The organism is Cellulomonas endometrii, assembly GCF_949769265.1.
GTDB lineage: Bacteria > Actinomycetota > Actinomycetes > Actinomycetales > Cellulomonadaceae > Cellulomonas > Cellulomonas endometrii.
Window position 1 is genome coordinate 33,835 of the sequence record NZ_CATKPC010000020.1, and the last position, 22,671, is coordinate 56,505.

Consider the following 22,671-nt stretch of genomic DNA (forward strand, 5'->3'; position numbering starts at 1 on the left):
TCGCGGTGTGTCCGGGGCCTGTCCGGGACCGCTACGCCAGCGCCGCGAGGGCCTTGCGGATGCGCTTCTCGCTCACCGGGACCGGCGTGCCGAGCTGCTGGGCGAACAGGCTCACGCGCAGCTCCTCGAGCAGCCACCGCACCTCGGTCAGGGCGGCGAGGTCGGCCGGGACCGGCGTGCGGGACGTGACGCGGGCGCGGGTCTGGCCGAGCAGCTGCTCCAGGTCCCGCACCTGCCACGCCAGCTGCTCGTCCCGGGCGGGGTTCGACGAGGCGCGGTCGAGCCGGTACGCCGCGGCGCGCAGGTAGCGGCCGAGCTGGGGCAGCCGCTCGGCGCCGGTCTCGGAGACGAAGCCGTCGTGCACCAGCGCCTCGGCCTGGGCCTTCACGTCCTGCACGGTCCCGAGCAGCGCGATCGACCGGGTGCCGCGCACCGCCCCGTCGAGCTCCCGCGCGGCGGTGAGCACCGGGACGAGGTCGCCCACCACCCGGTGCACCGCGTCCTCGAGGCGGTCGCGGACGAACGAGCGGACGGCGGCGTAGGCGTCGGCGCTCCGCACCGTGGTCGCCGGGCGGCCGGCCAGGTGCTCGCCGAGCAGGGCGTCGACCGCGGTGAGCTGCACGTCCGCCACCAGGGCCTCGGTGCTCGGGTACGGGCTCGCGGCGAGGGTGAGCGCCTGGGTGCCGGTCCACCGGGACGTGATCCGGCCGGTGGCCAGCCCCACGTCGAGCAGCAGCAGCCGGCGGAGCCCGGCGCGGTGCCGCAGCGCCTGCTCGCCGGCGTCGGCGAGGACCTCGACCCGGACGGTCGCCGCGGCGCCGCGCCCGTGCTCGACCAGCGCGGGGTAGCCGCGGACGGTCAGCCCGCTCGGGTCCTGGGTCTCGACGCGCTCCGGGAGCGTCCCGCCGGGGAGGTCCGCGGGCCAGGTGGTGAGGTCGGCGCCGTCGAACCCGGGCAGGGCCGGTGGGGCGGCGTCGGCGCGGGGTCCGGCGCCGGGCCGGGGCGCCGGTGCCGCGACCCCTCGGGACCCGTCCGCCGCCCGCGCACGGGACCCGTCCGCGGCGCGGGCGTCCTGCATCGCGTCGCGGACGGCGCTGCGCACCGCGGTGCTGACGGCGTCCTGGGTGCGCGCCGCGAGCCGCCGCTGCAGCACCGCGAGCTCCTTGCCCTCGTCGACCACCCGCCCGCGGTCGTCGACCACCCGGAACGTCACGCGCAGGTGCGGCGGCAGCCGGTCGTCGTCGAACGCGTCGGCCGGCACGTCGACGTCCCGCAGCGCGCGCACCGCCTGCCGGAAGGCGTCGTGGAACGACGGCGCCGCGTCCGCCGCCCGGACGGTGTCCTCCCACGACGCGGTGTGCGCGTCGAGCCAGGCGACCACGTCCCGCGCGACGTCCGGCGCCGGCACGAGCTGGACCCGCACCGGCTTGGGCAGGGCGCGGATGGTGGCGGTCGCCAGCTCCTCGCGCAGCCCCGGCACCATCCAGTCGAAGCCCTCGGGACGCACCCGGGCCAGGGCCACGAGCGGCACGTGCACCGTCACGCCGTCCGCGTCGGCTCCGGGCTGGAACTGGTAGGTCAGCGGCAGCGCGAGGTCGCCCTGCGGCCAGGTCGACGGGAACGACGTCTCGTCCACCCCGGCGTCGTCGGCCACGAGCAGCTCGCGCGTGAAGCTCAGGAGCTCCGGCTGCGTGCGCCGGGCGCCCTTCCACCACTGGTCGAAGTGCCGGGCCGAGACGACGTCGTCGGGGATCCGCTCGTCGTAGAAGTCGAACAGCGCGTCGTCGTCGACCACCAGGCCGCGGCGCCGGGACCGCGCCTCCAGGTCCTCCGCCTCCTGGAGCAGGCGCCGGTTCTCCGCGAAGAACGCGTGGTGCGTCGTCCAGTCGCCCTCGACGAGCGCGTGCCGGATGAACAGCTCCCGCGCGTGCTCGGGATCGACCGTGCCGAACAGCACGCGGCGGCCGGTGACGATCGGCACGCCGTAGAGCGTCACGCGCTCCAGGGCCGTCGCCGCGCCCTGCTTGGAGGACCACGACGGCTCCGAGTACGACCGCTTCACCAGGTGCGCGGCCAGGTCCTCGGCCCACTCCGGCTGGACGCGGGCGACGTCGCGGCCCCACAGCCGGGACGTCTCGACCAGCTCGCCCGCCATCACCCAGGCCGGGGGCTTCTTGGCCAGGCCCGACCCCGGGAAGATCGCGAACCGGGCGCCGCGCGCGCCCAGGTACTCGTTCCGGGCGCGCCGGTCGGGCGTGCGGCCGCCGTCCCGGCCGCCCTTGCCGCGCGGGGGAGCGCCGCCCGACAGGTCCGACGCCTCCTGCATGCCGATCTGCGACAGCAGCCCCGCGAGCAGCGCGACGTGCACGCGGTCGGCGTCCCACTCGAGCCGCAGCGCGCCGCGGCCCTCGGTCGCCGGGTCGCGGTCGGCCGCGAGGTCCCGGTCGGTGCGCCGCGGCGGGTTCACCGTGATGCCCAGCGGCTTCGCGAGCTCCTTGAGCTGCGTCACGACGTCCTGCCACTCGCGCAGCCGCAGGTAGTTGAGGTACTCCGACCGGCACATCCGCCGGAACGCCGAGCCCGACAGGTCCCGCTGCGCGTCCCGCACGTACTGCCAGAGGTTCAGGTACGTGAGGAAGTCCGACGTCGGGTCCGCGAACCGGGCGTGCAGCTGGTCGGCCTGCGGGCGCTGCTCGACCGGGCGCTCCCGCGGGTCCTGGATCGACAGCGCCGCCGCGATGACCATGACCTCGCGGGCCACGCCGCGCCGGCCGCCCTCGACGATCATCCGGGCCAGCCGCGGGTCCATCGGCAGCTGGGCGAGCGCCCGGCCGGTGTCGGTCAGGCGCGTCCCGCCGGGCCCCTGCTCCAGCGCGCCGAGCTCGGTGAGCAGCTGCACGCCGTCGCGGACCGCCCGCACGTCCGGCGGGTCGACGAACGGGAAGCGCGCCACGTCGTCGGGCCCGGCCGCGACGCCCACCGAGATCATCTGCAGGATCACGGACGCCAGGGACGTCCGCAGGATCTCCGGCTCGGTGAACCGGGGGCGGGACGCGAAGTCCTCCTCGGAGTACAGGCGGATCGCGATGCCGTCCGCGACGCGCCCGCACCGGCCGGACCGCTGGTTCGCCGACGCCTGCGAGATCGGCTCGATCGGCAGCCGCTGGACCTTCGTGGCCTTCGAGTACCGGGAGATGCGCGCGGTCCCGGGGTCGACGACGTACCGGATGCCCGGCACCGTCAGGGACGTCTCCGCCACGTTCGTCGCGAGGACGACGCGGCGGGTGCCGTGCTGCTGGAACACGCGGTGCTGCTCGGCGGCCGACAGCCGGCCGTACAGCGGCAGCAGCTCGACCGCGTCGGGCCGGCGCGCGTCCTGGACCCGCGGCCCGAGGTGCCCGCGCAGGGCCTCCTCGGCGTCGCGGATCTCGCGCTCCCCGGACAGGAACACGAGGACGTCGCCGGGGCCCTCGGTCGCGAGCTCGTCGACGGCCTCGCAGATGGCCGTCATGAGGTCCCGCTCCTCGCCGCGGGCCGGCGCGGGCGGCGTCTTCGCGCGGGCGGCCGGGCGCGCGGGGGCGGCGTCGTCCAGGTCGTCGGGGTCGTCCGTCGGCCGGTCGGGGGACAGGGGCCGGTACCGGATCTCGACCGGGTAGGTGCGGCCGGTGACCTCGACGACCGGGGCCGGCGCGCCCTCGGGGTGCTCGGGGCTGGCCGGCCCGGCGAAGTGCGCCGCGAACCGGGCCGAGTCGATCGTCGCCGACGTGATGACGACCTTGAGCTCGGGGCGGCGGGGCAGCAGCTGCGCCAGGTACCCGAGGATGAAGTCGATGTTGAGCGACCGCTCGTGGGCCTCGTCGATGATCAGGGTGTCGTAGGCGCGCAGCTCCGGGTCGCGCTGGATCTGCGCGAGCAGGATGCCGTCGGTCATCACCTTGACGAGCGTCCGCTCCGACGACTCGTCGGTGAACCGCACCTGGTAGCCCACCAGCTCGCCGATGCTCGTGCCCAGCTCCTCGGCGATCCGCTCCGCCACCGTGCGCGCGGCGATCCGGCGGGGCTGGGTGTGGCCGATCTGGCCGTCGCGCCCCCGGCCGAGCTCCAGGGCGATCTTCGGCAGCTGCGTCGTCTTCCCGGACCCGGTCTCGCCCGCGACGATCACCACCTGGTGGTCGCGGATGGCGGCGGCGATCTCCGCGCGGCGGGCGGACACCGGCAGCTGCTCGGGGTAGACGACCGGCGGGAGCACCACCGCGCGGCGGGCGTCGGCGAGCGCGGCGAGGCGCCGGGTCCGGCCCTCGCGGCCCTGGGCGCGGGCATCACACCCTCGCGCGCGGCCGTCGCGGCCCGGGGGCTGGCCCTCGCGCCCGGAGGTGCGGGCCCCGGGCGTGCGGGCCTCGGCGTCACGGGCCGGCTGCGCGTCGCGCGGACGGCCGCCGCGGCCCCCGCGCCGCCCGCGTCGCCGCGGCGCGCCGGTCCCCTCGGAGGCGTCCCCGGGGCGCGCGTCGTCCCGGGGTGCGGGCGCGGCGGAGGTCGGGTCGGTGGCAGTCACGGGCCTCCATTGTCACCGCACGGGCCGTGCGCGGCGATCCCGATTCGCGCAGGGCGATCAGGGCGATCGGGCAGCACGCGCGCCCGGAGGCACGCGGACGCCGGGACCGGTGCGCCGTGCACCGGTCCCGGCGGGGCGACCCTGCGTGCGGCTGCTACCGGAGCAGCCGGTCCGAGATCGCCACGGACCCGCGCAGCCGGATGTCCTGCACGGACGCCCCGACCAGCACCGGGATGGTCCCCGTCGGGGTCCGCCAGGCGTCGAGGTCGACGTCCCAGTAGGACATCGACTCCGGGCTGAGGGTCACGGTGACGGCCTGCGTCTGCCCGGGCGCGAGCGTCACGGTGCCCCACCCGGCCAGGGAGACGGGCGCGCTGCTGACCCGGCGGGTCGGCAGGTTCCCGACGTAGACCTGGACCGTCTCGGTACCCGCGACCGCCCCGGTGTTCGTGACGTCGACCGTGGCCTGGAGCTGCGTGCCCTCGCCGTCCGGGTCGGGGACGGCGGCGGTGCGCAGGTTCGCGTAGGCGTACGACGTGTAGGACAGCCCGTGCCCGAACGGGTACTGCGGCTCGATGCCCTGCTCGGCGTAGCCCCGGTACCCGACGAAGATGCCCTCGCTGAACTGCTGGTCGAGCCCGTCGCCCGGGTACTGCGACGGGTCGCTGACCGGGGTGGACGCCTCGTCGACGGGGATGGTGACCGGCAGCCGGCCGGACGGGTTGACGTCGCCGAACAGGATCCGCGCGATGGCGTTCCCCTGCTCCTGCCCGCCGAACCAGTTGTGCAGGACGGCCGGCACGGCACCGTCCCAGTCGGACGTCTGGACGACGCCCCCGGCCTCGAGCACGACGATCGTGCGCGGGTTGGCCGCGGCGACCTGCCGGATCAGCTCCGCCTGCCCCTGCGGCAGGTCGAGGCTCGGCTTGTCGCCGCCCTCGCTGGAGTAGTCGCGGACCACGACCACCGCGGTCTGCGCGGACCGGGCGGCCTGCGCCGCGGCCTGCACGGAGGGCGTGACGACCGGCTCCGGCGGGGTCCAGCCGAGCCGGAACGCGGCCCCGGCGTCGGTGCCCTGCGGGGAGTCGTTGGTGTACTCGGCGCGCAGGGCGTACGTCGTGCCGGCGGTCAGGTCGACCGACGCCGTGGTGACCGCGGGGTCGCCCGACGGCCCGGTCGTCAGCACCGGCTCGTCGTCCAGGTACACCGTGCTGGTGCCGTTGGTGGTGACGGCGAGCTCGTACGTCCCGGAGACGGGCGGCGTGAGGGTGCCCGTCCAGCGGATCGACGCGTTGTGCTCGTTGTCCTGCACCGGGAAGTGCGGGGACTGCGCGTTGAAGCCCTCGAACAGGAAGAACCCGCCGAAGATGCCGGCGAACGGCTCGGTGCGGTCGACCGCCGGCGTGCCGGACAGGTCGGGGGTGTCGAAGTACTCGACCCGCAGGCCCTCCCCGTCGCCCAGCGCGGACGTGAGGAAGTCGGACGGGATCGCGTCCGGCCCCGGGAGCAGCGCGGCGGACGTCACCGGGTCGGTGCCGGGCGTGTGGGTCACGGAGACCCCCGCGCCGGCGCGCGCCTGGATGCCCTGCAGCGGACTGACCGTCTGCGTCGGGATCACCTGCGAGGAGCCGCCGCCCTGCACCACCGCGTCGGCGTCCGTGCCGATGACGGCGATCGAGCCGACGGTCGCGGCCAGCGGCAGCGCGCCGGCGTCGTTCTTCAGCAGCACCGAGGCACGCTCGGACACCGAGCGGGCGAACGCGGAGTTCGCGGCCTCGGGCAGCGGTCGGACCGTCGCCGGGTTGTCCAGCAGCCCGAGCGCGACGACCGGCCGCAGGATCCGCAGCACGGCGTCGTCGATCCGCGACATCGGGACCTGGCCCGACCGGACCGCGTCGAGCAGCGGGCCGCAGAAGAAGCAGGTGCCGGGCCCGACCTCGGGCGTGGTGTTGCCGGGCATCTCCTGGTCCAGACCCGCGAGGATCGCGGGGACGGTGCTGTGCGTGGCGCCGTAGTCGCTCATCACCCAGCCCTGGAACCCGAGCTGCTGCTTGAGGATCTGGTTGAGGAGCTCGTCGTTCTCGCACGCGAAGGCGCCGTTCACCTTGTTGAACGCGCACATGGCCGACCCGGGCCGGCCGTCGCGGACGCCGATGGCGAACGGGCGGGTGTAGATCTCCTGGAGCGTCCGCTCGTCGACGACGGCGTTGCCGCCCGCCAGGCGGTTCTGCTCCTGCGTGTAGACGTTGTAGTGCTTGATGTCCGCGACCACCGGGTTGGCCTGGATGCCGCGGATCCCGGCCGCGCCGAGCGTGCCGGACAGCAGCGGGTCCTCGCCGAACGCCTCGAACGCACGCCCCGCCTGGGCCACCCGCGCGATGTCGACCGCCGGGGACAGCAGGACGTTGTGCCCGGTGCGCAGGGCCTCGTCGCCCGAGCGCCGGCCGTACTCCTGCGCGAGGGCGGTGTCCCACGTCGCGGCGAGCGCGAGCGGGGACGGCAGCTGGGTCGACTGCTGCTCGTTGACGTCGGGGTTGGCGATCCGCACGCCCGCCGGCCCGTCGGCCATGGTCAGGGCGGGGATGCCCAGGCGCTCGAGCGGCCGGTTGTAGAACCCGTAGTAGTTGTTGAGCTCCCCGTGCAGCATGTCGACCTTCTCGTCGAGGGTCATCTGCCGCACCAGCGCCCGGGCCCGCGCCGTGTCGTCGGGGGACTCGTCCCACCAGAAGTCCGCGGGGAACGAGAGCCCCTCCTGCAGGCTCTCCGTGACGGCCCTCTCGACCGCCGGGTCGTCCTCGGCCGCCGCCGCGCTGCCGATCGGGACGGTCAGCGCCAGCGCCGCGAGGACGGCGGGCACGCTCACGCGCCGGGTTCCTGGATGCATCATCGACACCCCCTGTTGCACGAGGACCCGCCGGCACCGCTCCCGACCGGCCGTCCCCGCCGGTGCTCAGTACGTCACCGGTCCGGGTGATGGTCAAGGACTGCTTGCCCCGGTCAACGACGCCGGGCGGGCGCCGGTGTCGCCGGGCGCGACGCTGACCACCGGACTCGCACCCCCGCCGCGCCTGCCGCCCTCCGCGCCGCCGGGGAAATCCCTCGACCCGTCCCGGTCCTCGGACGTAGCGTCGTCACCATGTGGATCTGAGCGGCCCCGAGTCCTGACGTCCCGACTCTGCCGACCCGCGCTCGCGGCGTCGGCGCCGCTGGTGGTGATCTGCATGCCGGTACCCGGCAGCCCCGCGGACCCCGAGGTCCGTACCCCCGAGTCCCCCGTCCTCCGCGCCGTCGGCGTGTCCCGCCTCTTCGGCGACCGCCGGGTGCTCACCGACGTCAGCCTCGCCGTCGCGCCCGGGCACCGGCTCGGCGTCGTCGGCGAGAACGGCGCCGGCAAGTCGACCCTGCTCCGGCTGCTCGCCGGTGCCGACCGGCCCGACGCCGGCACCGTGCACCGGCCGGCCGACCTCGCCCACCTGCACCAGGAGCCGCCGTTCGGCCCGGACGCGACGCTCCACGACGTGGTCGAGGAGGCGCTCTCGGCGGTCCGGGCGCTGGCCGGGGAGCTCGAGCGTGCGGCGACGGCGCTCGCGGGCGGCGACGGCCCGGACGGCGACGCGGCCACCCGGTACGACCTCGCGCTCGCCCGCGCGCAGGCCGCCGAGGTGTGGGACGCCGACGCCCGGGCGCAGCGCGTCCTGGCCGGCCTCGGCCTGGCCGGCGTCGACCCCGCGCGGCCGAGCGGCTCCCTGTCCGGCGGTCAGCGCAGCCGCCTCGCGCTCGCGGCGGTGCTGGTCCGCCGGCCCGGTGCGGTGCTGCTCGACGAGCCGACGAACCACCTGGACGACGCCGCGTCCGAGTTCCTGGCCGCCTCGCTCGTCGAGCTCCCCGGCGCGGTGGTGCTGGCCAGCCACGACCGGGTGTTCCTGGACGAGGTCTGCACCGAGGTCCTCGACCTCGACCCGGTGCTGGGCGGCCCCCGCGTGGTCGGCGGCCGGTTCGCCGACTACCTCGACGCGCAGCGCACGGCCCGGCGGCAGTGGCAGGAGCGCTGGGAGGCGGAGCGGGAGCAGGTCGCGCTGCTGCGCGCCTCCCTGGCCGGCGACGGCAGCGCTCGCGCGGTGGCTCCGGGCCGCGCCATGACAGACCGCAACAAGATGGCCTACGGCCGGTACGGCGACCGCGTCGGCCACCAGGTGGCGCACCGGGTGCGGGACGCCCGCCGGCGCCTCGCCGACCTGGAGGCCTCCCCGGTGCCCCGCCCGCCGCGCGAGCTGCGGTTCCGTGGCACCCTCACCGCCGCCACCCGGTCGGACGGGCTCGCGGTGGCGGTCCGGGGCGCCGAGGTGCCGCGGCGGCTCGTCGTCGACGCGCTCGACGTGCACCGCGACACCGCGCTGCTGGTCACCGGGCCCAACGGCTCCGGGAAGTCGACGCTGCTGCACCTGCTGGCCGGGGACCTGGACCCCGCGCGGGGCACCGTGCACCGGGCGCGCGGCGCGCGGGTCGCGCTCCTGGAGCAGGACGTGGGGCTCGCCGACGACCCGCGCACCCCCCGCGGGGTCTACGGGCTCGTCACGGACGGCGTGCCCGACGCGGTCCCCCTCGTGGAGCTCGGGCTCGTCGCGCCGCGCGACGTGGACCGGCCGCTGCGCGAGCTGTCGGTCGGGCAGCGCCGGCGGGTCGTGCTCGCGCTCCTCGTCGCCCAGGCGCCCGACGTGCTGCTGCTCGACGAGCCGACCAACCACATCTCCCTCGCGCTCGCGGACGAGCTGGCCGACGCGCTGCGGTCCGCCCCGGGCGCCGTCGTCGTCGCGTCGCACGACCGGTGGCTGCGGCGGACGTGGCACGGGACGCGCGCGGAGGTGGTCGACGGCCGGCTCGTGTCGTAGCCCCCTCGTAGGGTGGCGGGCATGACGAGCACGGACGACGGCGCGGTGCCGCCCACGGAGGGTGAGCAGCGCGCGGCGCAGGCCCTGGAGGACGCCGGTATCGCGTACCGGATCGTGCGGCACGGGCCCGCCCGGTCCCTCGCCGAGGCCGCCGCCGCCCGCGGCATCGACCCGTCGGGCATCGTCAAGACCCTGGTGGTGCGCCGCGGGGACGACGACTACCTGTTCGTGCTCGTGCCGGGGGACCGGACCATCTCGTGGCCGAAGCTGCGGACGCTGCTCGGCGTGAGCCGCATGTCGATGCCCGACGCGGCGACGGCCAAGGAGGTCACCGGCTACGAGCGGGGCACCATCACGCCCTTCGGGTCGCTGCGCGCGTGGCCGGTCGTCGCGGACTCCCGCGTCCCGGGGCGGCCCGCGTCGATCGGCGGCGGGGGGCACGGCGTCGGCGCGACCGTCGACGGGGACGACCTCGTACGGGCGCTGGGCGCGACCGTGGCGGACGTCACGGAGCCGGTGCCCGACGCCGGGGAGTGACCTCCCCGCCCCGGAAAGCGCCCCGCGCGGTGGGGGAACGATGACGGCGGGCGTCGCGTTGACGCAGATGAGGACGACGCCCGCGGGTGCGGGGCGGGCGCGGACGGTCCATGATCTCCGCGGCCCCACGAACGACGACGAAGACGAGGACCGATGGACCTGACCGAGGATCCCACCCCTGTCGGGGGGATCGACGTGACCGCCGTGCAGGGACGCACCGTGGTCCGGTTGTGGGGCGAGGTCGACGGCGCGCTGCGGGCCGAGGCCAGCAGCTCGATGGCGCAGGCGCTCGCGAGCACCGCGCCGATCGTGGTGGACACGACCGGGGTGACGTTCATCGACTCCTCGGGCCTGGCGTTCGTCCTGCAGCTGCACCTGGCGGCGACGGAGACGGGGCAGCCCCTGACGCTGCGCGACCCGCACCGCGAGGTGCTGGAGAAGCTCGACATGCTCGGGATGGCGGGGGAGCTCGAGCTGGAGCCCGAGCGCGCGATCGCCTGACGCCCGGGCCGGCCGCCGCCGGAGGTGCGGGTGCGGGTGCGGGTGCGGGTGCCGAGACGACCACCGGCGGGCGCCACGCCGCTCGTCCACAGGCGACGCGGGCGCTGCGGGGTGATGTCGGTGCCGGCGGCTACGTTCGGGGCATGCGGCTGCTCCACACCTCCGACTGGCACCTCGGTCGCACCCTGCACGGCGTCGACCTGACGGCGCACCAGCAGGCGTTCCTCGACCACCTGGTCGAGGTCGTCCGCGACGAGCGGGTGGACGCGGTGCTGGTGGCGGGCGACGTCTACGACCGGGCGATCCCGCCGGTCGAGGCCGTCGCGCAGCTGTCGGACGCGCTCCGGCGGCTGGCGGAGCACGCGGTGGTCGTCGTGACGCCGGGCAACCACGACTCCGCGATCCGGCTCGGGTTCGGCGCCGACCTCATGCAGGACCGGGTGCGCGTGCTCGCCCGCCCGCAGGACGTCGGCCGGCCGGTGGTGCTGCCCGGCGAGGGCGCCGACGTGCTGGTGTACGGCCTGCCCTACCTCGACCCCGACGCGGCCCGGCACACGCTCGCGGACGGCGACGAGCCGCTCGCCCGGTCGCACGCCGCCGTCCTGGGCACGGCGATGGACCGGGTGCGGGCCGACCTGGCCACCCGCCGGGACGCGTCGGCCGCCGCCGGCCGGCCCGTGCCGCGCTCCGTCGTCCTGGCCCACGCCTTCGTCGTCGGGGGCGCCGCGACGGAGTCCGAGCGGGACATCCGCGTCGGCGGTGTGGACCACGCCCCCGCGGCGGTGTTCGACGGCGTCGACTACGTCGCGCTCGGGCACCTGCACGGCCCGCAGCGCGTGGGCGACGCCGGGGCGCCGACCGTCCTGCGGTACTCCGGGTCGCCGCTCGCGTACTCGTTCTCGGAGGCGCGGCACACGAAGTCGACCGCGCTGGTGCAGCTCGGCGCGTCGGGCCCGGCCGAGGTGCGCCTGGTGCCGGCGCCGGTGCCCCGCCGGATGACCGACCTCGCGGGCGCGCTCGACGACCTGCTGGGAGCCGCGGGGGAGCCGCACCTGGACGACTGGGTGCGGGTCACGGTGACCGACGCGCACCGTCCCGCCGACCTGTACCGCCGCGTGCGGGCCCGGTTCCCGCACGCCCTCGTCGTGCAGCACCAGCCGCCGGTGCAGGACGCCGGCGCCCGTGCGGCCGAGGTCACCGCCGCGCGCGACCCGCTGGAGGTCGCGGCGGAGTTCGTCGCGCACGTCAGCGGCAGCCGGCCCACGGACGCGGAGGCCGCGGTGCTGCGGCAGGCGTACGAGCACGTCGCCGCCGCGGAGCGGAGCGCCTGATGCGGCTGCACTCGCTCACGCTGCAGGCCGTCGGCCCGTTCGCGGGCCGGCACACGGTCGACTTCGCCGCCCTCTCCGCGGGCGGCCTCTTCCTCCTGGAGGGGCCGACCGGCGCGGGCAAGTCCACGGTGATCGACGCGATCGTGTTCGCCCTGTACGGGAAGGTGGCGTCGGCCGCGGCCAGCGAGGACCGCCTGCGCTCGGCGTTCGCCGCGGACGACACCGAGACCGTGGTGGAGCTGGTCTTCGAGACCGGCTCCGGCGTCTACCGGGTCCGGCGGACGCCGGCGTACGAGCGCGCCAAGCGCCGCGGCACCGGACGCGCGCGGCAGCAGGCGACCGTGAAGCTGTGGCGGCTGACGGCGGCACCCGAGGCACCCGCGGCCGAGGGTGCGGAGCCGGCCGGCGAGCTGATGACCACCCGCCTGGACGAGGCCGGTGCCGAGCTGACCCGGATCGTCGGCCTCGACCGCGCGCAGCTCACCCAGACCATGGTGCTCCCGCAGGGCGAGTTCGCCTCGTTCCTGCGCGCCGACCCCGAGCGGCGCCGCGGGCTGCTCCAGCGGATCTTCGGCACCGAGGTGTACGAGCGGGTCCAGCAGCGGCTCGACGAGATGCGCCGCGAGGCCCAGCGCGGCCTCGCCGACGCGCGCGCGGGCGTGCAGGAGTGCACCGCCCGGTTCGCCGGGGCGTCCGGTGCGGACGACGAGACGGCCGCCGCGCTGCGGGGGGCCGCCGCCGACGACCCGGCCGGGCTGGGCGCGCTCGTCGAGGCCCGCCTGGAGGTGCTCCGCGCCGAGTACGGCACGGCGCGCTCCGCCGCGCGGGACGCCGCCGACCGGGCCGCTGCCGCGAGGGCCGCCTCGGACGAGGCGACGGGCCGGCTGCGGCTGGTGCGGCGCCGGGTCGCCCTCGTCGCCGAGCAGGACCGGCTGGCGGCCGGTGCCGACGCGCACGCCGCCGACGTCGCCGGGCTGGACCGCGCCCGCCGTGCCGCGGTCGTCCGCCCGGTGCTGCGCGGGCTCGACGACGCGCGCGCCGCGCTCGCGGGGACGGAGAAGGAGCTGCGCGCGGCGCTCGACGCCGCACCGGCCGGCCTCGCCCCGCGGGACGTCGACGCCGCGCTCGCCGACCCGGCGCTGCCCACGGTCCTGTCCGCGGTCCGGGCCGCCAGCGCCGCCCTGGTCGCCACGCTCCGGCGGGTCGTCGACCTGGAGCAGGGCCTCGCCCGCCGGCGCGCGGAGGTGGAGCGGCTGCGGGGCGTCCAGGCGGCGCGCGCCGCCACGATGGCCGAGGCGGACGAGCTGCTCGCCGCCCGCCCCGACGGCCGCACCGCCCTCGCCGACGCCCTCGAGGCCGCGACCGACCTGGCCGCCACCGCGCCGGCACGCGCGCACGAGCTCGCGGACGCCGAGGCCGTGCTCGCCGCCGTGCGCGACCTCGCCGCGGCGCACGACCAGCTCACCCGGGCGGAGGCTGCCCGGGGCGAGGCAGCGGCCGCGGCCGTCGCCGCCGTGCAGGAGGAGGCGCGGCTGCGCACCGCCCGCCTGGACGGCTTCGCCGGCGAGCTCGCGGCCGGCCTGACCTCCGGCGACCCGTGCCCGGTCTGCGGGGGCACCGAGCACCCGCGGCCAGCCGCGCTGCACGCGGACCACGTCGACGAGGCGCACGTCGCCGCCGCGGAGGACCGCCGGCGCGCCGCGGAGGAGGCGGTGCGGGACCGCGACGCACGCGTCGTCGCCCTCACCGAGCGGTGCGCCGCGCTGCGGGAGCGGACCGGCGGGCTCGCAGCCGGGCAGGAGGACGTCGCCCGCACCGCCGTGCAGGAGCGTCGCGCCGCGCTCGCGGAGGCGGAGGCGGCCGCGACCGCCCGGGACCGGCTCCGCCGGGACCTCGCCGCGCACGACCGCGACACCGAGGAGCTGCGGGCCACCCGCGCCGCGGTCGCCGAGGAGCACGCCGCCGCCGGCCACGCCCTGGACCGTGCCGAGCAGGACCTGGCACGCGACCACGAGGAGGTCGAGGCGGCCCGGGAGGACCACCCCACCGTGCTCGCGCGGCAGGGTGCCGAGCAGGCGCGCGTCGACGCGGCGGACTCCGTGACCGACGCGCTCGCCCGGTACGCGCAGGCGGCGGCGTCCGTCACCGGGCGCTCCGCGGAGCTCGCGGACGTGCTCGACGAGCACGGCTTCGCCGACGAGGACGGCGCGCGCGCGGCGATCGCCGAGACCGGCGACGTCGCGGCGGTCGAGCGCACCGTGGAGGCCTACCGGACGGCGGTCGCGCGGGTCGAGGACGGGCTGCGCGACCCCGAGCTCGCCGACCTCGCGGCCGCGGACCCCGACGAGCTCACCGCCCACGCCGCAGAGCTCGACGCCGAGGTGACCGAGGCGCTCGCCGCCGCCGACACCGCCGGGGCCGCCCTCGGGTCCGTGCGGGACCGGGTCGAGCGCGCGACCGAGGCCGCCGCGCACGTGACCGCGTCGGCCGCCGCCCTCGCTGCGGCGGAGGCCGACGCCGCACCGGTGACCCGGATGGCCCGGCTCGCCGGAGGGGCGGACGCCGACAACGCCCGCGCGCTCTCGCTGGCCACGTACGTCCTGGTCCGGCGGTTCGAGGACGTCGTGGCGGCGGCCAACGACCGGCTCCGCGTGATGTCCGACGGCCGGTACGAGCTCGAGCGGAGCGACGAGCGCGAGGACGTCAGCACCCGGCGGACCGGCCTGGCCATGCGGGTCGTCGACCACACCACCGGCTCCGCCCGCGACCCGCGCACGCTGTCGGGCGGCGAGACCTTCTACGTCTCGCTGTGCCTGGCGCTCGGCATGGCGGACGTCGTCACCGCCGAGGCGGGCGGCGTCGAGCTCGGCACCCTGTTCATCGACGAGGGGTTCGGCACGCTCGACCCGCACACGCTCGACGCGGTGCTCGCCGAGCTCGGCCGGCTCCGGGCGGGCGGCCGGGTCGTCGGCGTCGTCTCGCACGTGGAGGCGCTCAAGCAGGCGGTCGCCGAGCGGATCGAGGTCCGGCGGCGCGGGGACGGTTCGAGCACCCTGACCGTCGTCGCGGGCTGACGCCGCCCGTCACCGTCCCGCCGCGGGCTCACCGCGCGCCGCCGCGGGCGCACCGCGCCCCGCCGCGGGCGCACCACGTCCCCCGCGGGCTCACCACGTCCAGCCGCGGGCGGCGAGCTCGACCTCCTCGCGCATCCGCTCCCACGGGTCGCCCTTCGCCCGCGGCAGCACCTCCACGCCGGCGAGCTTGCACGCGTCCGCCAGCAGCGCGTCGTACGCCAGCTGGCTCGCGATGATCCGCTCCGCCCGCGCCCACGCGTGCCGGTCCTCCTCCAGCCGCTGCAAGTGGTCCGCCACGATGCCCAGCCGCATCTGCACGTGCAGGGCGTCGAACGGGTCGGGCGCCGGCGGCGTGTGGCTCCCGTGGCGGACCCGCGAGGCCACCCGGTCGAGCACCCCGGCCACGCGCGCCCGGCGCCGCTCCCGGGCCGCGCGCCGCCGTGGCGACACCTCGGCGCCCGGGGCGAGTCGCAGCAGGGCGGCGAAGGTGAACGCCGGTAGCACCATCCAGATCAGCAGCGACCACGCCATCGGAGCACCTCGTGCACCAGACTAGATCCGCGGTGTGACGCACGCCACACTCCGGGACCGGTCTCCGGGTCAGGGTGAGGGACCTTCGGCCCCGGGGTCGGATCAGGGACCGACCAGGGTGCTCACGGATGCCGGTGGCGTCCCGCGCGGCGGGACGATCGACCGGCCACCACTCGACACGAAGGAACAGGACACCATGACCAGCGACGACGCCACACCGATCGCCAGCGCCCGCGGCCTGGTCAAGACGTACGGCAAGGGCGACACCGCGGTGCGCGCGCTGGCGGGGGTGGACGTCGACTTCGGCCGGGGCGAGCTCACCGCGATCATGGGGCCGTCCGGGTCGGGCAAGTCGACCCTCATGCACTGCATGGCGGGCCTCGACCGCGTCGACTCCGGCTCCGTGGTCGTGGACGGGCTGCAGGTCGGGCAGATGAACGAGCGCCAGCTGACCCGCCTGCGCCGCGACCGGCTCGGGTTCGTGTTCCAGGCGTTCAACCTGGTGCCGACCCTGACGGCGCTGGAGAACATCACGCTGCCGCTCGACATCGCGCGCCGGCCCGTCGACCGCGCGCACCTGGACGCGGTCGTGCAGGCCGTGGGCCTGGCGGACCGTCTCGACCACAAGCCGGCCGAGCTGTCCGGTGGCCAGCAGCAGCGCGTCGCGTGCGCCCGGGCGCTCGTGTCCCGTCCCGCGGTCGTGTTCGCCGACGAGCCGACGGGGAACCTCGACTCCACGTCGTCGGGCGAGGTGCTCGGCTTCCTGCGCCGGTCCGTCGACGACCTCGGGCAGTCCGTCGTCATGGTGACGCACGACCCCACCGCGGCCTCCTACGCCCACCGGGTGCTGTTCCTCGCGGACGGGCGCCTGGTCGGGGAGATCACCGACCCGACGCCCGACACCGTCCTCGCGGCGCTCGCCGCGCTGCGCCCGGTCCCCGCGGCGCCGGTGGGGGCGCACGTCGCCGACGGCGCGGTCGTCTGATGGGCCGCGTCGCGCTGCGCGGGATCCGCGCGCACCTGGTCCGCTTCGTGCTGTCGCTGCTGGCCGTGGCGCTGGGCGTGGCGTTCGTCGCCGGCACCTTCTCGCTGCGGACGATGATGTCGAGCACGTTCGACGGCATCGTCGACGCCGCGGCGCCGGCCGACGCCTACCTCCGTCCGCAGCCCGCGGACGGGGCCTCGGTGGTGGAGGACGCCGCGGTCACCGGGACCGTCCCGCGCGAGCTGGCCGCCGAGATCGCCGACCTCGACGGGGTCGCGCACGCGATCCCCGAGGCCCAGGGGTCGATCGTCCTCGTGGGGGCCGACGGCACGGCGGTGCAGAGCACCCAGGCGCCGAGCTTCGCGTTCCCGTGGGTGCCGGACGACCCGTCGATCGACGTCGCGGAGGGCCGCGGCCCCGAGCGCGCGGGCGAGGTCGCGCTGGAGACGGCCACGCTCGAGTCGTCGGGCCTGGCGATCGGCGACACCACCACGGCCGTGCTCGCCGGGCAGGTCACCGACGTCGAGATCGTGGGCCGGATCGACCTGGGCGGCCCGATGGCGGGCGCGACGATCGTGCTGGTCGACGAGGACACCGGGTTCACGCTGTTCGCCCCGGACGGCGGCGTCGCGGACATCGCGCTGTACGCCGCGGACGGGACCACGCCCGAGCAGCTCGTCGAGCGCCTGGAGCCGTTCGCCACGGGCGACCTGCAGGCCGTCACGGGTGCGGAGCTCCGCGAGGACAACAAGGCCGCGATCGACGACATGCTCGGCTTCGTCACGACGTTCCTGCTGGTCTTCGCCGCGATCGCGCTGTTCGTCGGGGCGTTCATCATCTCCAACACGTTCGCGATGTCCGTGCGGCAGCGGATGCGGGAGTTCGCCCTGCTGCGGGCGGTCGGCGCGTCCCCGGCGCAGGTGTTCGCGTCGATCCTCGTGCAGGCGGCCGTCGTGGGGCTGCTCGGCTCCGCGATCGGGATCGCCGGCGGGCTGGGCCTCGTGCAGGGGCTCAAGGCCGTGTTCGAGGCGATGGGCATGGACCTCGCCGGTGACATCCCCGTCGACGCCGCGACCATCGGGGTCTCCCTCGTGGTCGGCACGCTCGTCAGCGTGCTGGCCGCGGCCGTCCCCGCCCGGCGCGCGGCGCTGGTCCCGCCGGTCGAGGCCATGCGGGACGACGTCACCGTGCCGGAGCGGTCCATGCGGGTCCGCGCGGTGCTCGGCCTGGTCGTCGCCGGTGCGGGCGTCGCGGGGGTGCTCGCGGCGGTGCTGAACCCGGAGGCCGAGCAGGCCGGGACCGCGCTGGGCGCGGGCGCGGGCGCCGTCCTGGTCGGGGCGCTGATGCTCGCGCCGAGCCTCGCGCGCAGCGTGATCGGCGTGCTGGCGTGGCCGTTCGTCCGCCTGATCCGGCCCGTCGGGCGCCTGGCCCGCGGGAACGTGGTCCGCAACCCGCGCCGGACGGCCAACACGGCCGGTGCGCTCATGATCGGCATGGCGCTCGTCGGCGGCGTGTCGGTGATCGCGGTGTCCGCGCAGCAGTCCGTGGCGGGCGTCGTCGAGTCGCAGACCCACGCCGACCTGGTGCTCCAGTCCGCGACCTTCCAGATCCCTGCCGGTGCCGTGGCGGACGTCGAGGCGCTCCCGGAGGTCGGGACGTCGGACGCCATCGCGTTCGCGCCGCTGTCCGTGGGCGCCGACGAGCCGGACGGGGACGACGCCGCCCTGCAGTACGTGGCCGGCGTGCCGGAGGACCTGTTCGGCCGGTCCGTCGACGCCGAGACGATCGACGGCGACCTCGCCACGCTCGGCGACGGCCGGGCGGGGGTGCAGGAGGCGGCCGCCGACGCGAACGGCTGGGCGGTCGGCGACACGCTGACGGTCGCGTCCACGACCGGGCCGCAGGACCTCACCATCGGCGCGGTGTTCTCCAGCAACGTGCTGGGCTCGGCGGTGGTGGTCGCGCAGGACGTCCTCGACACGCTCGCGCCCCCGGAGCAGCAGACGGTCGACACCGTCCTGGTCAGCGCCGCGGACGGTGTCACGACCACCGACCTGCAGGACGACGTCACCGCGGCGGTCGCGCCCTACGTGGTCGTCTCGGTGCTCACGCAGGACGAGTTCGTGTCGAACCTCGCGGACCAGGTGAACCAGGTGCTGGTCATCCTGTACGCGCTGCTCGGGCTGTCCGTCGTCATCGCGGTGCTGGGCATCGTGAACACGCTGGCGCTGTCCGTCATCGAGCGGACCCGGGAGATCGGGCTGCTGCGGGCCGTCGGCCTCGGGCGCGTGCAGCTCGCCGGGACGGTGATGGTCGAGTCCGTGCTGACCGCGGTGTTCGGGACGGTCGTCGGGCTCGTGGTCGGGGTCGGCCTCGCCTCCGCGCTGCCGACCGTGTACGCCGAGGAGGGTCTGTCCGAGCTGGTGATCCCGTGGGGCAGCCTCGGCGGGATGCTGGTGCTCGCGGTCGTCGTCGGGGTGCTGGCCGCACTCTGGCCGGCCACACGGGCGGCGCGGATGCGGGTGCTGGACGCCGTCAGCTACGAGTGACGGGCGTCAGTCCCGACCCAGCACCCACCCGTCCGGGCCGGCCAGCGCGTCGGCCCGGGCGGGCCCCCACGTCCCCGGCTCGTACGGCTCCGCCTCCGGCCGGCCGGGGCCCAGCAGCGGGGCGAACGCCGCCCACGCCGCCCGCAGGCCCCCCGGCGTGGTGAACAGCGTGCGGTCGCCGGCCAGGACGTCGTGCAGCAGCGAGGCGTACGGCGGCAGCGGCTCGCCGGGCGACACGTCGTCGAGCGCCAGCGACGCGGTACCGGTGGCCAGGCGCAGGTCCGGCCCGGGCTGCTTCACCGTCGTCGTGATGTCGATCCCGCCGTCGCCCGCCAGCGAGACGCTGATCCGGCCGGGCCCGGTCGGCTCGCCGAACAGCTCGTCGGGCGTCTTCAGCACCAGCGTGACCCGCTGGCCCGACGCCGCCATCCGCTTGCCGGTCCGCAGCAGGAACGGCACGTCGCGCCATCGGTCGTTGTCGATCCACAGCCGGGCCGCGACGAACGTGTCCGTCGTCGAGTCGTCCGCGATCCCGTCGATGTCCCGGTACCCCTCGAACTGGCCCAGCACCACGTCGTTCTCGGGGTCCAGCGGGCGGAACGAGCCGATGACCTTCTCGCGGGCCGCCGCGAGGTGCGCGGCGTCCATCCGGGCCGGCGGCTCCATCGCGACCTCCGCCGCCACCTGGAACAGGTGCGTCACCAGCATGTCCAGCGCCGCGCCGGTCTCGTCGTAGAAGTCCGCGCGGTCCGCGACGTCGAGCGTCTCCGGCACGTCGACCTGCACCTGGGCGACGTGCCGGCGGTTCCACACCCCGCCGAACAGCTCGTTGGCGAACCGCAGCACGTGCAGGTTCTGCGTCGCCTCCTTGCCGAGGAAGTGGTCGATCCGGAACACCTGGTCCTCGTCGAGCACCTCGTGCACGAGCGCGTCGAGCTCGTCGAACGACTCGGGGGACGTGCCGTACGGCTTCTCGTAGACGACCCGCACCCCGTCGGCCAGGCCGTGAGCGCGCAGCGCCCGCGTGGTCGGGGCGAACGCCGACGGCGGGACCGCGAGGTAGTGCACGACGGAGACCTCGCCGTCGTCGGCCGCCGCCTGGGCGAGCTCCTGGCGCGCGCTGCAGATCGCGTCGACCAGCTCGCCCGGGTCGTCCTCGGTGAACGTCGCGGCGTACCGCAGGTGCCCGTCGAGGGCGTCCGCGTGGTCCGCGTCGCCGTGCTCGGTGAGGGAGTCACGGACCAGCTCCGCGAACTCGCCGTCGTCCACCGGCTTGCGGCCGGTGCCGATCAGCAGCCAGTGCTCCGGCAGCAGCCCGCGCCGGGCCAGCTGGGCGATGCCCGGGTAGACCATCCGCTGCGCCAGGTCCCCGCGGGCACCGTGCAGCACCAGGAGGACGGGGCGGTCGTCGGGGGTCGTGGTGGTGGTCATCCGGCTCCGCCTCAGCGCGCCGACGGGTCGGCCGGGTGGGCCGGGCCGGTCGGGTCGGCCGGCCCCGCCGGCGGGTGACCGGAGCCACCCGCGTGCTTCTGCTTCTCGAGGAAGTCCCGGGCCTTGCTGCTCGCCTGGTCGATCTTCCGGTCGGTCGACGCCGAGGTCCGCGTCTTGGCGACCCCCGCGGCCTTGTCGATCGCGCCCGCGATCTGGTCCTCGCGCCCGGCGACGGCCCGCTTGGCCTTGTCGACGAAGTCCCCGATGCCCATGTCCGCTCCCGTCGTCGAAGGTCGTGTCCCGGATCGAGTCAACGTCGGGGTCCGGGGAGCCGCAACCGGTGCCGCACCCTCCCACCACGCACCTGCCGTGGGTCCCCGGGGTGAAGGTCCTGCGGACGCCGCGCGGTTCCGGCCCCCCGCGCTCGCCCGCCTCGTACCCTCGGGGCGTGACCCGCACCCGCACCTCCCGCCGCCGCGTCGGCTGCCTCGTCGGATCCGTCATCGCGGTCGTGGTGCTGGTGGGCGGCGCGCTGCTCGCCGACCGCGTGACGCACTCGATCGCGCAGGACGTCGCCGCGGACGCCGTGCGCTCGAAGCTCTCGGCGTCCGACCTCGACGTCAGCATCGAGGGCTTCCCGTTCCTCACGCAGGTGCTCGGCGGCACCCTCGACGACGTCCGGATGACCGCCCCCACCGCCACGGTGCAGGGCCTGTCCGTCGTCGACCTGGACGTGACGGCCACGGGCGTCGCCGTGCAGGAGCCGCGCGGGGCGGAGCACGTCGTCGCCACCGCGACGGTCCCGACCGCGGCGCTCGAGAGCCTGCTGCGGGAGCGGACCGGCTGGGACCTCACGCTCACGGTCGACGGCGAGACGCTGGTCGCGGGCGGCGCGGCGGCGGGGGTCCCCGCGTCCGTCGCGCTCACGGTGGCGCCCGCGGGCGCCGAGGGGCTCACGGCCGCGGTGACCAGCGCCTCCCTGGCCGGCCTCAGCATCGACGCCTCGCTGCTCCCCGACGGCCTCGCCTCCCGGTTCACCGAGTTCGACGTCGCCGACCAGATGCCGGCCGGCGCGCAGATCACGGGAGCGACCGTCGAGGCCGACGGCCTGCACCTCGTGGTCGAGCTCGACGACGTCACCGTCGACCAGCTGTGACGGGCCTCGGCGACACGCTGCGGGCACTGCCGGGGGAGATCTGGGACCGCGCGACGACGGTCCAGCCCGCCCCGGGCCAGGCGGTGGTGCTCGGCACGCTCGCGTTCGCCCTCGTGTGCCTGGTGGTGCCCTGGCTCTGGCACCTGTCGCGGCACGTGCTGACGATCGTGCACGAGGCGGCGCACGGACTCGTCGCCGTGCTGTCCGGGCGGCGGCTGTCCGGGATCCGCGTGCACTCCGACACCTCCGGCCTCACCGTCTCGGTCGGCAGGCCGCGCGGGCCGGGCATGGTCGCGACGGCCTTCGCCGGCTACGTCGGGCCCGCGGTGCTCGGGCTCGGTGCTGCCTGGCTGCTCGGGCGCGGGTACGCGGTCGGCCTGCTGTGGGCGCTGGTGCTCGCCCTGGCGCTGCTGCTGGTGCAGATCCGGAACTGGTACGGGCTGTGGGCGGTGCTCGTCACGGGCGTGGTCCTGGTCGGCGTGACCTGGTGGGGATCCGAGCCGGTGCAGGTCGCCGTCGCGTACGCGGTCACCTGGTACCTGCTGCTCGGGTCGCCGCGCGCCGTGCTGGAGATGCAGTCCCAGCGGCGGCGGGCGCGCGGGCGGGGGACGTCGGACGCGGACATCCTCGGCCGGCTGACACCGCTGCCCGGCGGGTTCTGGGTGTGCGCGTTCCTGCTCGTGTGCGGCGGGGCGCTGGTGCTCGGCGGCTCGTGGATCCTGGACCGGCCGCTGCTCTGACGCCGCGGCACGGCCCGCGCACGGGTCACTCCGCGACGACGCACCGGTCCAGCTGCCGGTCCATCGCGTCGTGCTCGGCCTGCGTCACCCACAGCCCGTAGGCCGCCTTCACGCGGACCTGCCGGACGACGTACGCGCACCGGTACCCGGTGCTCGGCGGCAGCCACGTCGCCGCGTCCCCGTCGCCCTTCGCGGAGTTGAGCGAGCCGTCGACGGCGAGCAGGTTCGCCGGGTCGTTCGCGAACTGACGGCGCTTCTCGGCGTCCCACTGCTGGGCGCCCTTCTGCCAGGCGTCCGAGAGCGGCACCACGTGTTATCCGGGGCGGTCCCGGCGTGCCGTCCATACGGGTGACACGGCGCGAACTAGCCCCTCGGATGTGCGAGCGGTGCTGTAA

15 protein-coding genes are annotated in these 22,671 nt (G+C 76.3%); 9 read left to right on the forward strand and 6 right to left on the reverse strand.

Going from position 1 to position 22,671, the window contains the following annotated elements:
• Positions 1-31 precede the first annotated feature (31 nt).
• Complete coding sequence (gene hrpA / locus QNH85_RS17085) at positions 32-4,552, reverse strand: ATP-dependent RNA helicase HrpA (protein ID WP_282948323.1); 4,521 nt, start codon at positions 4,550-4,552, stop codon at positions 32-34.
• 154 nt (positions 4,553-4,706) lie between these two features.
• Complete coding sequence (locus tag QNH85_RS17090; protein WP_282948324.1) at positions 4,707-7,415, reverse strand: beta-glucosidase; 2,709 nt, start codon at positions 7,413-7,415, stop codon at positions 4,707-4,709.
• Positions 7,416-7,773: 358 nt separating this feature from the next.
• Between QNH85_RS17090 and QNH85_RS17095 the strand changes: the two genes are divergently transcribed.
• The 5 genes from QNH85_RS17095 (at position 7,774) to QNH85_RS17115 (ending at position 14,884) form a co-directional block, all read left to right on the forward strand.
• On the forward strand, positions 7,774-9,441 hold the full coding sequence (locus QNH85_RS17095; protein WP_282948326.1) for an ABC-F family ATP-binding cassette domain-containing protein: 1,668 nt from the start codon (positions 7,774-7,776) through the stop codon (positions 9,439-9,441).
• A gap of 21 nt (positions 9,442-9,462) precedes the next feature.
• Positions 9,463-9,978, forward strand: a complete 516-nt coding sequence (locus tag QNH85_RS17100) for an aminoacyl-tRNA deacylase (RefSeq protein ID WP_213282169.1) — start codon at positions 9,463-9,465, stop codon at positions 9,976-9,978.
• A 153-nt stretch (positions 9,979-10,131) separates the two neighbouring features.
• A complete protein-coding gene (locus QNH85_RS17105; protein WP_282948328.1) occupies positions 10,132-10,479 on the forward strand; it encodes an STAS domain-containing protein in 348 nt (115 codons plus the stop codon).
• Between the two features lie 143 nt (positions 10,480-10,622).
• Complete coding sequence (locus tag QNH85_RS17110) at positions 10,623-11,810, forward strand: exonuclease SbcCD subunit D (RefSeq protein ID WP_282948330.1); 1,188 nt, start codon at positions 10,623-10,625, stop codon at positions 11,808-11,810.
• Entirely contained in the window at positions 11,810-14,884 is a 3,075-nt protein-coding gene (locus QNH85_RS17115; RefSeq protein WP_282948332.1) for an AAA family ATPase, read from the forward strand. Before QNH85_RS17110 ends, QNH85_RS17115 begins: the two co-directional genes overlap by 1 nt.
• 90 nt (positions 14,885-14,974) lie before the next feature.
• On the opposite strand, the gene QNH85_RS17120 is transcribed toward QNH85_RS17115, so the two are convergent.
• The gene (locus QNH85_RS17120; RefSeq protein ID WP_282948334.1) at positions 14,975-15,415 is read right to left on the reverse strand and encodes a hypothetical protein; all 441 of its coding nucleotides are present in this window, start codon (positions 15,413-15,415) and stop codon (positions 14,975-14,977) included.
• Positions 15,416-15,611: 196 nt separating this feature from the next.
• On the opposite strand from QNH85_RS17120, the gene QNH85_RS17125 reads away from it, so the two are divergent.
• Complete coding sequence (locus tag QNH85_RS17125; protein ID WP_282948336.1) at positions 15,612-16,400, forward strand: ABC transporter ATP-binding protein; 789 nt, start codon at positions 15,612-15,614, stop codon at positions 16,398-16,400.
• Positions 16,400-18,949: an ABC transporter permease gene (locus tag QNH85_RS17130; protein ID WP_282948338.1), complete on the forward strand. Its 2,550-nt coding sequence runs from the start codon at positions 16,400-16,402 to the stop codon at positions 18,947-18,949. The genes QNH85_RS17125 and QNH85_RS17130 overlap by 1 nt, the downstream gene beginning before the upstream one ends.
• Positions 18,950-18,955: 6 nt before the next feature.
• Here QNH85_RS17130 and QNH85_RS17135 read toward each other — a convergent pair whose 3' ends face one another.
• Together QNH85_RS17135 and QNH85_RS17140 are read right to left on the reverse strand one after the other, a co-directional pair.
• Complete coding sequence (locus QNH85_RS17135) at positions 18,956-20,380, reverse strand: glucose-6-phosphate dehydrogenase (RefSeq protein WP_282948340.1); 1,425 nt, start codon at positions 20,378-20,380, stop codon at positions 18,956-18,958.
• An 11-nt stretch (positions 20,381-20,391) separates the two neighbouring features.
• Positions 20,392-20,652, reverse strand: a complete 261-nt coding sequence (locus tag QNH85_RS17140) for an antitoxin (RefSeq protein WP_282948341.1) — start codon at positions 20,650-20,652, stop codon at positions 20,392-20,394.
• Positions 20,653-20,828: 176 nt separating this feature from the next.
• Between QNH85_RS17140 and QNH85_RS17145 the strand changes: the two genes are divergently transcribed.
• Positions 20,829-21,536, forward strand: coding sequence for an LmeA family phospholipid-binding protein (locus tag QNH85_RS17145; protein ID WP_282948343.1), 708 nt, complete (start codon positions 20,829-20,831; stop codon positions 21,534-21,536).
• Positions 21,533-22,276: a M50 family metallopeptidase gene (locus QNH85_RS17150; protein ID WP_282948345.1), complete on the forward strand. Its 744-nt coding sequence runs from the start codon at positions 21,533-21,535 to the stop codon at positions 22,274-22,276. The genes QNH85_RS17145 and QNH85_RS17150 overlap by 4 nt, the downstream gene beginning before the upstream one ends.
• Positions 22,277-22,301: 25 nt before the next feature.
• On the opposite strand, the gene QNH85_RS17155 is transcribed toward QNH85_RS17150, so the two are convergent.
• Positions 22,302-22,586, reverse strand: a complete 285-nt coding sequence (locus QNH85_RS17155; RefSeq protein ID WP_282948347.1) for an HNH endonuclease family protein — start codon at positions 22,584-22,586, stop codon at positions 22,302-22,304.
• Between the last annotated feature and the right edge of the window lie 85 nt (positions 22,587-22,671).

Bases quoted from the DNA above. Each gene is read 5' to 3' on its own strand.
- QNH85_RS17125 (WP_282948336.1), top strand. From the start codon at position 15,612: ATGACCAGCGACGACGCCACACCGATCGCCAGCGCCCGCGGCCTGGTC.
- QNH85_RS17130 (WP_282948338.1), top strand. From the start codon at position 16,400: ATGGGCCGCGTCGCGCTGCGCGGGATCCGCGCGCACCTGGTCCGCTTC.
- QNH85_RS17105 (WP_282948328.1), top strand. From the start codon at position 10,132: ATGGACCTGACCGAGGATCCCACCCCTGTCGGGGGGATCGACGTGACC.
- QNH85_RS17095 (WP_282948326.1), top strand. From the start codon at position 7,774: ATGCCGGTACCCGGCAGCCCCGCGGACCCCGAGGTCCGTACCCCCGAG.
- QNH85_RS17140 (WP_282948341.1), bottom strand. From the start codon at position 20,652: ATGGGCATCGGGGACTTCGTCGACAAGGCCAAGCGGGCCGTCGCCGGG.
- QNH85_RS17110 (WP_282948330.1), top strand. From the start codon at position 10,623: ATGCGGCTGCTCCACACCTCCGACTGGCACCTCGGTCGCACCCTGCAC.
- QNH85_RS17100 (WP_213282169.1), top strand. From the start codon at position 9,463: ATGACGAGCACGGACGACGGCGCGGTGCCGCCCACGGAGGGTGAGCAG.
- QNH85_RS17135 (WP_282948340.1), bottom strand. From the start codon at position 20,380: ATGACCACCACCACGACCCCCGACGACCGCCCCGTCCTCCTGGTGCTG.
- QNH85_RS17120 (WP_282948334.1), bottom strand. From the start codon at position 15,415: ATGGCGTGGTCGCTGCTGATCTGGATGGTGCTACCGGCGTTCACCTTC.
- QNH85_RS17115 (WP_282948332.1), top strand. From the start codon at position 11,810: ATGCGGCTGCACTCGCTCACGCTGCAGGCCGTCGGCCCGTTCGCGGGC.